At 59.3% G+C, this 12,654-nt stretch carries 8 protein-coding genes; 4 read left to right on the top strand and 4 right to left on the bottom strand.

Annotated features, from left to right (window positions below; all coding sequences use genetic code 11):
• Positions 1 to 76 precede the first annotated feature (76 nt).
• The gene (locus tag AC0V6L_RS03350; protein WP_486153003.1) at positions 77 to 3,505 is read left to right on the top strand and encodes a TonB-dependent receptor; all 3,429 of its coding nucleotides are present in this window, start codon (positions 77 to 79) and stop codon (positions 3,503 to 3,505) included.
• A gap of 489 nt (positions 3,506 to 3,994) precedes the next feature.
• Here the strand turns inward: AC0V6L_RS03350 and AC0V6L_RS03345 are convergent, their stop codons facing one another.
• A complete protein-coding gene (locus tag AC0V6L_RS03345; protein ID WP_486153002.1) occupies positions 3,995 to 7,171 on the bottom strand; it encodes an ATP-binding protein in 3,177 nt (1,058 codons plus the stop codon).
• Positions 7,172 to 7,337: 166 nt separating this feature from the next.
• On the opposite strand from AC0V6L_RS03345, the gene AC0V6L_RS03340 reads away from it, so the two are divergent.
• The 3 genes from AC0V6L_RS03340 to AC0V6L_RS03330 all read left to right on the top strand — a co-directional run bounded on the left by AC0V6L_RS03340 (position 7,338) and on the right by AC0V6L_RS03330 (position 10,144).
• Positions 7,338 to 8,072 (top strand): energy transducer TonB, encoded by a 735-nt coding sequence (locus AC0V6L_RS03340; protein WP_486153001.1) that lies wholly within the window; start codon positions 7,338 to 7,340, stop codon positions 8,070 to 8,072.
• A gap of 84 nt (positions 8,073 to 8,156) precedes the next feature.
• A complete protein-coding gene (locus AC0V6L_RS03335; RefSeq protein ID WP_486155036.1) occupies positions 8,157 to 9,320 on the top strand; it encodes a mannose-1-phosphate guanylyltransferase in 1,164 nt (387 codons plus the stop codon).
• The gene (locus AC0V6L_RS03330) at positions 9,317 to 10,144 is read left to right on the top strand and encodes a class I mannose-6-phosphate isomerase (protein ID WP_486153000.1); all 828 of its coding nucleotides are present in this window, start codon (positions 9,317 to 9,319) and stop codon (positions 10,142 to 10,144) included. Before AC0V6L_RS03335 ends, AC0V6L_RS03330 begins: the two co-directional genes overlap by 4 nt.
• Positions 10,145 to 10,174: 30 nt before the next feature.
• On the opposite strand, the gene AC0V6L_RS03325 is transcribed toward AC0V6L_RS03330, so the two are convergent.
• The 3 genes from AC0V6L_RS03325 to AC0V6L_RS03315 are packed head-to-tail and all read right to left on the bottom strand — an operon-like array spanning position 10,175 to position 12,547.
• Positions 10,175 to 10,477 (bottom strand): polyhydroxyalkanoic acid system family protein, encoded by a 303-nt coding sequence (locus tag AC0V6L_RS03325; protein WP_486152999.1) that lies wholly within the window; start codon positions 10,475 to 10,477, stop codon positions 10,175 to 10,177.
• A 6-nt stretch (positions 10,478 to 10,483) separates the two neighbouring features.
• Positions 10,484 to 11,305, bottom strand: a complete 822-nt coding sequence (locus tag AC0V6L_RS03320; protein WP_486152998.1) for a hypothetical protein — start codon at positions 11,303 to 11,305, stop codon at positions 10,484 to 10,486.
• 9 nt (positions 11,306 to 11,314) lie between these two features.
• Complete coding sequence (locus AC0V6L_RS03315; RefSeq protein ID WP_486148185.1) at positions 11,315 to 12,547, bottom strand: toxic anion resistance protein; 1,233 nt, start codon at positions 12,545 to 12,547, stop codon at positions 11,315 to 11,317.
• Positions 12,548 to 12,654: the final 107 nt, after the last annotated feature.

Below are 12,654 nucleotides of genomic sequence, written 5' to 3'. Positions count from 1 at the left end.
CGTCGCTTTTCCGAAGTGGAGCGCTCCTAGGGGGGCTGCATCACACTCTCTCTCCATCGTGTTTAGGGGCCTATACATGAAAATTAAGTACCTCCTGGCAGCCAGCGTCGTATCGCTCACCGCCGCCGCCACTATCGCTGCTCCCGCAGCAGCGCAGCAGATTACTTCAGGCGTCGAAGGGTCAGTCACTGACGCCAGTGGCAATCCGCTTGCCGATGCATCCGTCGTCGTCACTGACACCCGCACCGGGGCAGAGCGCACATCGAGCACCGGCAGCAACGGCACATTCCGTATCCAGTCGTTGCAACCGGGCGGTCCTTACACCGTCACTGTCACTGCGCCGGGTTTTGAAGGCCAGACCATCGAAGACGTCTTCACCAATATCTCGGGCAATGTCGGCTACACTTTCACGCTGAACGAAAGCGCGGAAGGCAACACCATCATCGTGACCGGCGCGCGCGCCCGCGCCAGCCAGGTTGCTGTGGGCCCGGGTACTGCGTTCGATACGCAAACGCTGGAATCCTTCCCTTCGATCACGCGCGACGTGCGCGACATCATCCGCATCGACCCCCGCGTAAGCCTTGAACAAAACAACGATGTTGACCGTATTTCCTGCCTTGGCGGCAATGACCGGACCAACACTTTCACCGTTGACGGCATCGTCCAGTCCGACACCTTCGGCCTGAACGGCACGCCCTTTGCCGCGCGCAACTCGTTGCCGCTGCCATTTGACGTGATTGAGCAGATCTCGGTTGAGTTCGCTCCATTCGATGTGGAATATTCCGAATTTACCGGCTGCCTTATCAACACCGTCACCAAAGCGGGTTCGAATGAATTTCATGGTTCGGCTTTCATCACCTATTTCGATGATGGCCTGTTCGCCAACGAAATTGACGGCGCACCGCTGAACGCCAGCGAAGAAAAGCGCTGGGGCGTTACCTTGAACGGCCCGATCATCCCTGATCGCCTGTTCTTCTCGTTCGGCTATGAAGAAGCTGACCTTACGCAAGGCAACAATTTCGGCCCTGCAGGCGGCGGTTTCACCAACGAAGCCAACTTCGCCAGCGTTGCCCAGCTTAACCGCTTCGCCCAAATCGCGCGCGACGTGTACGGTCAGGACATCGGCGAATATCCGAACACTCTGCCCGAAGGCAATGTGCGCTATTTCGGCCGTCTCGATGCCATCATCTCTGACGATCACCGGCTTGAGGCGACCTATCAGCGGCTTGAGGAAACCAATATCGAAGCTGACTTTGGCGGCGGCGAATTGGGCGGGATCAACTCGTTCGAGGATGAGGGTACAATCTCCGATTATTACTCGGTGCGTCTGTATTCGCAGTGGAGCGACAGCCTTTCCACCGAACTGCGCGTCAGCCGTTCAGAAGTTGGCGATGTTCAAGGCCCGCTTGGCTTTGGCGAAGCGCAATCGGACAACCCGACCCCGCGTCTGGTCGTCGGCGTTGCACCTGACGGCAGCGGCACCACGCAATTCGGCGCGCTTGCAACAGGCCCCGGCATTTTCCGTTCGGCCAACCAGCTCGACCAGAAAATCGATCAGGCCCGTTTCCAGGTCAATTACGAAGCAGGCGGCGGCCACTTCCTGAAATTCGGCGCAGAGGTCAACGATCTGGAAGTGTTCAACCTGTTCGCAATCAACGCGACCGGTACGATCTTCTTTGAAAATCTCGATGCGTTTGAACAAGGTCTGGTTGCGCCCGGCTTTTTCTCAAGCGTGTTTGGCAACCGCGATGATTTGTCCACCGGCGGCGCGCTGGGTGGGTTCACCATCGCAGCGGGCGTTGATGGCGATATCAACAACGCAGCAGCCACATTCAGCCGCCGGATCTATTCGGTTTACGCGCAGGATGAATGGCAAGCGACCGATCAATTGTCAGTCAATGCCGGTGTCCGCGTCCAGCTGTATGACGGCGATGCACCGCGCGCGAACCAGGCCTTTATCGACCGATATGGCTTCACCAATGCCAATTCGTTCGGCCGGCTTGGCCCGGTTGTGTTGCCGCGTCTGTCGGCGACCTATGAATTCGACAATGACGGCTTCTTCTCAAACAGCCGTCTAACCGGCGGCGTCGGCGTCTTTTCTGGCGGCGATCCGGTGGTCTATTTCTCGAACGCGTTTTCGAACAATGGCTTCTCTTCTGCCAATGGCAGCAGCTTTAGCCCGGAATGCGCGGGCGCAGTGCCGGTTGATCCGGTTACCGGCCAGTTGCAAGTTGTGCAGAACGGCCAGTTCATCGGCTTCCCGCAATGCGCGATTGATGCAGGTGCTGCGATTGCAGGGGCAGGCGGCGCTGACATTCAGTCCACCGATCCCGATTTCGACATCCCGACTGTGACGCGCGCCAGCCTGGCGTTCCAAACCACATTCGGCGCGGAAAGCGGGTTTTTCTCAGACTGGGACTTGCAGCTCGATTATATCTATTCGCGCTTCAACAACACGCTGAACTTTGTCGATCTCAGCCAGGCACCGGACATTCGCACCAATGGCGGCTTCACCGTCGATGGTCGTCCGATCTATCAGGCTGTTGATGCGACCGCTGCTGGGTGTAACGCCGTGCTGCAAGGCACGGGCGGAACGCCGCCTGTTTACACGGGCCTGACGGCGGATTGCTTTAACACCAGCCGCGATGACAACATCCAGCTGACCAATGGCCGCCGTGCAGAATCGCACTCAGTGTCAATCGCGCTGAGCAAGCAGTTCGACAGCGGTCTGATCACCAGCGGCGGTTCGACACGGGTGCAGTTCGGCTATGCCTTCACCGATTCGAGCAATGCTCGCAACAACCAGTCATCAACCGCGACATCATCGTTCGATGCAACCGCCGCGTTTGATCGTCAGGATCCCGCAGTATCGACTGCAACCACAGAAACCCGCCACAACTTCACCGCGGCGGTCAATTTCCGTGAGCAGTTCTTTGATGGATACGACACCAGCCTGGGCATCTTCTTCCGGGCACGCGAAGGGCGTCCTTACAGCCTGACATTCGATGGCGGAGGCGTGTTCGCTGACAGCGCATCGGGCAATGACAACGCCCTGCTCTATGTGCCGTCAGGTCTTACTGATCCTAACGTTTCACCTTTGTCTGATCCGGCTGCGGTTCAGGATGTGATCGATTATGTGAGCGGCACGAATTGCGGGTTCACACCCGGCGAATCGATCAAGCGTAACAGCTGCCGCAATGATTGGCACTACGATATGGATCTGCGCTTCAGTCAGGAAATCCCGTTCATCGGCAGCCTGACTGGCATCGCCGAGGACCGGATCGAAGTGTTTGCTGATTTTGCGAACTTCCTGAACTTCATCGATGATGGTGCCAACATTCTGCGTTCGCGCGGCGGGTTTAACGGTCTGGTCGACGTTGCTGATGGCGGCGTGGATGATCAGGGTCGTTACATCATCTCGGGCTTCAACCCCGATGATCAGAACTTCATCGCGATCAACCCATCGGCATGGCGCATTCAAATCGGTGCTCGCTACGAATTCTAATTCGGCGCGTTTCGATTGACTAAGCACAAGCGGCGAGGCCTTAGCGGGTCTCGCCGTTTTGTTTTGGGCGGTTCTGTTTTGGGCGGTCCTGTTTTGGAGCCGCTTTGTTTTGGGTGTGCGAAATGGGGCGGTGTGTAATGGTCCGGGGCGAAATGGGCCAAGGCACGACGGGCCAAAGCGCAATGGGCCAATGCGCAATTGGGCGTTGTGTTTGGCCGTGATGCGGCATGCTAGCCGTCTGGCTGTGAGGGTAGGTGAGGCCGCGCGTGGAGCTACTCGTCAAAGAGCCAGCGCAAGGCCTGCAAAAGCGATTGGCGGTAAAGCGCGCTGCTAGGCGCGGGCGGCGGCTTGTCTAAACCCGCGAGCCCCGGCGGCGGCCCTTCGAATGCCCGCTGCTGGCCGCTCTGAGCTTGCCACCGGCGAAGAACGCCTCCGCCCCACCTTGCGACCGCCCCCGCTTGCAACCCACCAAGGCAGCATCCGGCGAGCCTAGGGGGCCCTGCTGCGCGCGCTGGACTGCGCCATATCCTCTGCCGCATCATCAGCGAGGCTCAGCAGTTCAAACGCCAGCGCTTCCTGAATTTTCGGATCAAGCTCCATCCTGAGCGCATTTTCCAAGGCCGAGGCCTGATCGCCCAGTTCAGGCTCATCAAACATCGCGGCGGTTCCGGCCAGTTTGTGGATCAGTTTTGCCAAAGCTTCGCGCGCGGGCGCTTCGCTTGGCTCTCCATTAAGGTGGTCATGCGTGAGGGCTGCGCGAACCGCTTCGACCGCTTCCTCGCGGCGTTCCACCCAGCGTTTGATCAAAGCGGGCGAATGCTTGCGTGCAGACTGCTCAGCAGCAGCGGATTTCGCCCGGTTTTCCGCGCGCGAGGCATGGAGCAGATCGATCACTTCGGATCTGTCCGGTCCGCTGCTTGCTTCATCGCGCGGCCGGGATGGTGGGCCGTATTCCATGTTCTCTCCATTTTCTTCGCCGGGTTCGACAATGCGAGTGGGCAGCCACCGCTGCAACACCCGCGCGAGGTCTGAAAACACCATCGGTTTTGCCAGATGCGCCTGCATCCCCGCTTTGCGTGCGGCGGTAACATCTTCGGGAAAGGCATTGGCCGTCAGCGCGACAATCGGCAATTGATCCGGCGTTATCCCCTCTGCGCGGATCGCGCGGGTCGCGTCATAGCCATCGCAGCCCGGCATCTGCATATCCATCAGCACCAGATCATAAGGAGAGCCGCGCATCACGCTGTCCATCACCATGGATATGGCTTCATTGCCATCATGCGCCACTGCAACCGTCTGGCCGCAGCGTTCGAGCATTTCGCGCGCCAGCATGCGGTTCACATCGTGATCTTCGGCAAGCAGGATGCGCGCGTGATGCGGCAAGTCTTCGAGCACATCATACTCTGTTTCCGGCTCAGGCTCGCTTGGTTCTTCCGATGGTTCCGCGTGCAAAGCGGGCAGCACCAGAGTGAAGCATGATCCCACATCCACTTCGCTGGTGACTTCGATCCGTCCGCCCAACAAATCAGCCAACTGGCGGCTGATCGACAGGCCAAGCCCGGTGCCGCCAAATCTGCGCGCGGTGTCCCCTTCGGCCTGAGTGAAGGGATTGAAAATCATATCGAGCCGCTGATTGCTGATCCCGATCCCTGTATCTGCAACGCTGATCGAAAATTCATCGCCATCGCTGCGGCAGCTGATTGTGATAGTGCCCGACTGGGTGAATTTGATCGCATTACCAATGAGGTTGAGAACAATCTGGCGCAGCCGCAAGGCATCGGTCATCACCCACGGCATCACTGCGCGGGGCGTGTCATCGCAATCATTGGCCGCAACGTCAGGCCATTCGAGCGCAATCTCCAGCCCTTTTTTCAGCGCAGCCGGCTGATGCAGGGCCGCGCATTCGGCGATGGTGGCATCCAGATCAACCGGCGCGTTATCAATCGCGATCTGCCCCGCTTCGATCCGCGACAGATCAAGGACATCATTCAGCAACATCATCATTGAACGGCCCGACTGGACAATCATTTCCGCCTGACGCCTCTGGTCGTCTTCCAGTTCGGATTGCAGCAGCAATTCTGCAAAGCCCAGAACGCCGTTCATCGGCGTGCGGATTTCGTGGCTCATATTGGCGAGAAATTCTGATTTGGACCGCGCCGCATTTTCAGCATGGCGGCGCGCACGGGTCAGCAGCAATTCCAGTTCCACCCGCTGGGTCACATCGCGCGCGGCAATCACCATGCCTTCGCGGGTTATACCGCCGCGCCCTTGAACAATCGCGCATTCCGCCTCGATAAAGACTGGGCTGCCATCTTCGCTGTCAAGGAAGCGGCGATAGGTAAAGCGTTCGTTCTGCGATACGCCTGATAGCAATTGACGTTCCGCTTTGGCGATCCGATCGCGCGCATCCTCGTGCATATTGTCAGCAAAGCGCGCGCCGAGAAAGCGGGCGGGATCCTCCCCCAACACGCCGCGAACCGATGGCGAGGCATAGGTGCAAATGCCATCGAGATCGTAATGCAAGACCGCATCGGAGATATTGTTTGCCAGAATATCAAGCTGCTGTTTGCCGCGTTCCAACTGGTCAATCATGCGTTTGCGCCCGGCAAGCGCCGCCGCAACAGGCAGGCCGGTGAGGAAATTGGCCGCGATAAATGCCTGAAGCACATGATTGCGAAATGCAGGTGAGCCGCTTGCCTCATAAATGGGGCCAAGTCCCATCGACGTCATGGTAAAGGCCAGAACAGACAGTGCCCCCACGAACAAGGCCGTGCCCAGCGCGCCCACTCTGAAGGCATGGAACAAAGTGATGACCGGGATCACAAACAGCAGCGGATAGGCGTTCTGGGCAAAGACGGCATAGCTTGCCGCAAGGCCAAAGGTGATAAGCGCCAAAGCCTCGAACAATTCAGCAGTGCCCAGCACAAACCGCCGCCGCCACAGATCACCCAGAAGCAGGATCGCCGGGACCAGCAAAACAATGCCCAGCCCATGGGCGAGATACCAATTGATCGCCTGATTGATAAGCGCGGGGCCTGTAAGTCCCAGATCAAACGCCATGCTGGCCGCGGCAATGGCAGTGGATGCAAGCGGGCTTATCAATGCGCCGAACCACAAGATCATCCCAAGATCGCGGATTTTGGTGACGGCAGGGTGGGGACCGCAGAAACGCCGGATCAAGCTGACAGCGACCACTGCCTCTGCAACATTGGCCAATGCGAAAACCGCCGATGTGACGGAGCTGAAACCGGCCATTACATCGGCGCAATAAATACCGGCAAACAGCCCTGCGAAAAATGGCAGCTCATTCTTGAGCGGCAATCGCAGAAGAAACGCAGCGGCAACCGCTGCCGGCAGCCACACCGTGGCAAGCGAGCCATCGCCAATGCGCGCCGCGCTTAACGAAAGCGATGCCAGCGCAAAACTGACGAAAGCGCAGACAATCGCGATAAGGATGCTGCGTGCATCGGGAAGGCCAAGGCCGATCAGCGCGCCTTTGCCAGCCGGAGCGCCCGCATATCTCGCCCCGGTGTCATATCCGCCGTGCCGGGAGGCCTGATAGACCGGGCCAGCATATCCGCCATAAGGCGGCCTGTCTGCAACCACGAGATCGCGGTCCAGAGGGTCTGTATCTGTATCGTGTCTTAGCACGATTTTACGCTCCATCGATAAACTTGCATCCCTTTGTATAGACAGTCCGGCTAGGTTTCGGGCGCAAGTGCACCCGTTTTGGTCCGAATTGGATTGGATGGGTCTGCGCTGTGCGATAAGCCGGGCACACACAGTTCGGGCATACGGTCAGGCAAAGCGCCAAGGGATAGGAGGCAAACGGTTGGCAAAGCGGGTCACACGCTATGGAACACGCAAAAAGCGCATTCGCTGGCCGCTCGTGCTGGTGCTGGTGGCGGTGCATGTCGCGGCGCTTTATGGGCTGGCGCGGGTCTTTGCTCCTGAAATGACCGCCTCGGTTGAGCAGCAGGTTGCATCGGCATTGACCGTTACTGTCTCGGTGGCAGAGCCTGATCCCCCGCCGCCTCCTCCGGCTGAGCCTGAACCTGACGAAGGCGCGCAGGGCGATCCGGGTAAGGAAGCTGTGCCTCAGCCTGTCACCGCGCCTCCGCCCAAAGTGCGCCTGCCCGAACCCAAGCCTGCGCCCAAGGCATCCTCCACCGGAACCGCGACCAGATCGGGCGCGCGCGATGCGGGTGTGGGGACAGGCGCTGATGGCCGCGGCACGGGCACGGGAAGCGGCCAGCGCGGCAGCGGGCAGGGCAATGCGATTGCCTCCAAACCGGAGCATATTTCTGGCAGCATCAACAATGCGCGCGATTATCCCGTACCAGCGGGCGGTCGCAGCGCCCGGCGCGGGACAGAGGTGATCGTGCGCGTCATTGTGGGCGTGGATGGCCGGGCCAGCCAATGCTCTGTCTACCGCGCCAGCCCTGATGCAGAAGCCGACGCGATCACTTGCCGCCTGGTTGAAGAACGCCTGCGGTTCCGCCCTGCCACCGATCAGGCTGGCAATCTGGTTCCAGCGCCCTATTACTGGCGCCAAAGATGGTTTTAGTGTTTTGAAGACCTTAGCAAAAACTTTGCAAATTGCTGATATCGTTCACACATTCAGGAGAAGCATGTGAACAGTTCGCCGGATATGGGCCTGCTCAAGTTGGGCGCGCACGCGGATGCGATCTATCCTGTTATCCTGTGCGGTGGCAGCGGCACCCGGCTGTGGCCGGTCAGCAGTCCTGCGCATCCCAAACCGTTTCTGCCTTTGATCGGTGATGCGACCCTGTTTGAACAGGCGATTGCGCGCGTGGCCGGAGCGGGAATGTGCGGGGCAGGTGATGCGGCCGATTTTGCTGATCCCATCGTGGTCGCAGGCGGTCAGCATTGCGATGCGATCACTGCGCAAATGCACGGGGCCGGGCACACCATCATTGTCGAACCCGCCGCGCGCAACACCGCGCCTGCGATTGCGCTGGCGGCTGCCATGCTGCCTGATGAGGCGGTGATGCTGGTGTGTCCCAGCGATCATCACATCGCCAACACGGCTGCTTTTCGAGAGGCGGCGCACGCGGCGGCTCAGCTTGCCCGGCAGGGGCGGCTTGTCTCGTTCGGGATCACGCCGGAGCATCCCGAAACAGGCTATGGCTATTTGCGCCGCGGCGGGGAGCTTCCCGGCGGATATGAGATTGCGCAATTCGTTGAAAAGCCCGATCTGGAGCGCGCCAAAAGCTATCTGGAAAGCGGCGAATACAGCTGGAATGGCGGTATCTTTGCCTTTCAGGCGGGCACTTTGATGAAAGAGCTCGCCCAGCACCGCCCCGATATGGCGCGCCATGTCACCGCCGCGATTGCCCGGGCCAGGCGTGACGGTGTGCAGGTTCACCCCGATAGAGCGCAGTTTGAAGCGATTAAGGGCGAGTCCATTGACTATGCCATCATGGAAAACACCGATCGCGCGGCCATGGTGCCTGCTGATATGGGCTGGTCAGATATCGGCAATTGGGCTGCGATGCAGGATGCGCTTTCCAAAAACGAAGATGGCGCGAGCGGTGCCGCGAATGATGCCAGCACCGATATTAGCACCGACGAAAACGCCAACACAGCGCGCGGCCCGGCGGATTTTGATGGGTGCCGCAATGTCCTTGCCTATAGCGATGGCGCGCGGGTTTCTGCCGTGGGGCTGGAAGATGTCTGCATCATTGTGTCGGGCGGTGAAGTGCTGGTGACAACCCGCGATGGCGCGCAGCGTGTGGGCAAATTACCGGGTGCAGGCGGAGTTAAACCCCTCGCAGGATCGCCATCAAAGTGACCCGCGTGCCCGCCGAAAAATCAGCCCGGTGGCTGGAGACCACCCAGGTGGAAAAGGTGTGGGGCAGAGATGCCTTGCCCGCGCCTTTTGCCGCCCCGCCGGGCAAACGCATTGGAGAGATCTGGTTTGATCCCATTCCCCAGTGCGATCAGCTTTTGGTCAAATATCTGTTCACCAGCGAAAAACTCTCCGTTCAGGTTCACCCCAGCAGCGCGAACGCTTTACAGGGTGAAGCGGGGAAAGAGGAATGCTGGCTGGTTTTGGATGCAGAGCCGGGCGCGCAATTGGCCATCGGTTTCAAGCAGGAATATACGCCGGATGCCGTGGCCGCCGCCGCGCTTGATGGCTCTATCGAGCAGCTGCTGGAATGGCACGATGCAGGCAAAGGCGATGTGTTCTATCTGCCCGCAGGCACCGTTCACGCCATCGGGCCGGGGCTGTCGCTGGTCGAAGTGCAGCAGAACAGCGACACGACGTTCAGGCTCTATGATTATGGCCGCCCGCGCGATCTGCATCTGGACCGCGCAATGGCGGTCGCCGATTGCGGCCCCTATGCTCAGCATCATCGCAGCCGCGTGACGCGCGATGAACAATGCCTGGTGAATGCAGCACATTTCCGGCTGGACCGAGTGGTGGGCACACCAAGCGAGGCTTTGCGTGAAAATTATCGCGGCGGCGTTCTGGTGCTGCCTTTGGAAGGCGAGATTGGGATTGCGGGCAGCGAGCAGCCGCCTGCTGGATCAGGCTACTGCCTTTATGCGCCTGATCTAGCAGCGGTCGATTTCACCCGAGCAGGCGTCACTTTGCTGAGCTGGACCGCTTAGGCGTAATCCCCACAAGGCCGGCCAAGACGATCAGTCTTTTTCGAGCAATTTGCCGCCATTGCTTTTGACCGCGCGCTCCAATGTGCCGCGCAGGAAACCCAGCATGGGCGGCAATTCCATCTCTATCGCGACGCTTTCATCAAACACTTCAATGGTGCCGGGGATGCGCTGGCCCGCCGCCGTAATCAGCAGCGCCATCACGTCTTCGCTGGTCCAATTGGTTTCCACCGTCGCCATGCCGCGCGGAAAGTGATCGGCGATTTCATGCGCGTGGGCGTGCATGCGGCGGCGCACTTCTTCGCGTCCAAGCGAATGGGGGAGGGTGACGCGCATGCGGGCCTACCGCGGCTGCTTGGTCGGCGTGGCGGAGAAATCGGGCAAAGGCACGCCGGTGTCGGGCGAACCTGTCATATCGGCGATCAGCTCGTCCCCGCCATAGCGGTAATCGAGATAGCGCGATTTGATCGCCAGATCATCCAGCGCCCCCTCGGCAAGGCGGCGCGTCACTCGGTCAATTTCGCCGGAGATTTTGGTGAGGCTGGTGGTCAGCCTGTCATCCGCCGTTCCGCCTGCATGATCCTCGCCGCGCAAATGGGCAGGGACTTTGAGGTAATTGTCGATCGTCTCCGGGATGTACTCGCCCACCAGCTCGCGCACTTCGGCCATGGCCGGGTGCGCGTCATCAATGCTGTCCAATTGCACTCCCAAAGCATCAAGCTGCACGCCCAGCCGGTCAACGATCATCGCGGCGGCTGCTGGCAGATCGGGGCGCTTTGCTTCCAGCCAAAGCTCTGTGCGGGCTACCATTTGCTGAGGATTGCCTTGTTTAAGTTCTGCGCGCTTGGGAGTTTTGACTTTTGGGTAGTTCGAAAACACATAAGCCGCCGCCATCACGGCAAGAGCGGTCATCATAACGCCGGTAAAGCCAATGCCTTGCAGAACCACGCCTGCGACCCCTGCGGTTACAAGGATCGTCAGCACAGCGCCTGCAAAATATTTTGCGCGGTTCAGCCAGTTCTTGCGCTTTGCGCTCGCCGATCCCTTGCCGATGGATGTGCCGCTTACTCCGGGCCGATGCGTGCCGCCTTCATCGCGCTGGGTGCGAAGGGATGTGCCCGCTGCGCTTAATATCTGATCGCTGTCCCGCGTGCTGTCCGGCATAATGGCGGCCTAGCTATCCAGCGCCAGCAGCGATGGTTCGCTCGCGACTTTCGCTTGAGCCTGCGCCTGGCCCTCAGCGCGGGCGATATAGCCTTTGGATTTCTCCACCTCATCGGTCAGCACATTCACCGTCTGTTTCATGCTGTCGAGCGCGCGGACTTTAAATTCGTCCACTTCATCCATCGTGTCATAGATGTTCTGGAACGCGCGTTGCAGCGTCTCAAGCGGGATTGTGGAAGCGGCCGCCTGTTCGTGGATTTGCCCCGTCTGTTCGCGCAGCAGCGTGCTGGTGCTGTCGATAATGTCGGACGTTGTCTGATTGAGCGAGGTGATCTGCTGAAGCACAAGTTTCTGGTTGGTCATCGCCTGCGCCACGGTCACAGCGGTGCGCAATGCGCCAACCGTGGTGGTGGATGCGCGGTCAACGCCTTTGACCAGCTCAACATTGTTCTTCTTCACCAGATCAAGCGCGAGGTAACCCTGCACGCTGACCGCCATCTGGGTGAGCAAATCCTGTGTGCGCTGGCGGACATAGAACAAAGCGCTTTCGCGCAAAGCTTTCGCCTTTTCAGGATCGGAAGCGTCCAGCTCCAACGCTTTGGCTTCGAGTTTTGCATCCAGAGCCTTGGCGATGTGGATCATCTGTTCCAATTCGCCCATCGCTTCCCACAGCTTTTGCCGTTCGGTGTCGATCGCAGCGTTATCCAGATGCAGCTCTTTCTTGCCGCCTTCCAGCCGTTCAAGGATCGCCTGAATATGCCCTTGCGCAGAGGTGTAGCTGTCGAAATAATTCTTCAGCTTGCTGCCAAACGGGATGATGCCGAACAGCTTGCGCGGGGATAGCAATTTGCCTTTGCGGCCTGGATCAAGATCTTCGACCGTGCGGCGCAGTTCCGCCAGATCGCTGCCGACAGAGCTGTCACTATCCATCGCGCGCACCGGGCGATCAAGGAAGCGGTTCGAATGCGCAGCGGCGGCGCGGATCTGTTCCTGACCCATGCGCGTGATCTGATCGACCTTTTCGCCAAAAGCGGGCGAATTGGCATCTTGCGAGATAAGCTCGGTGACAAACGCATCGACTTTCACGTCCAGCTTGGATTTCTCCTCCGCTGAAACCGGGACCAATCCTGCCGCCTGTTCGGGCGCAACCACGGGCACCGGATCGGGCGGGGTCAGCTCAAAATCGGTCGCGGTTTTGGTTTTTGTCGCGATGTTCAGATCTGGCGATGTCTCACTCGTCATGCAGCTTTGGCTCCCTTATCCGCGCGTCATGTGGCCATGCTTTGCGGCGCTCAACCTATATTGCTGTATTAGGTATCTAAAACACAGCTTTCAAGTGAGACTAGCGC

It is taken from the genome of Erythrobacter sp. JB1-15, from assembly GCF_057365035.1.
This window is presented reverse-complemented; position numbering and strand designations above follow the sequence as displayed.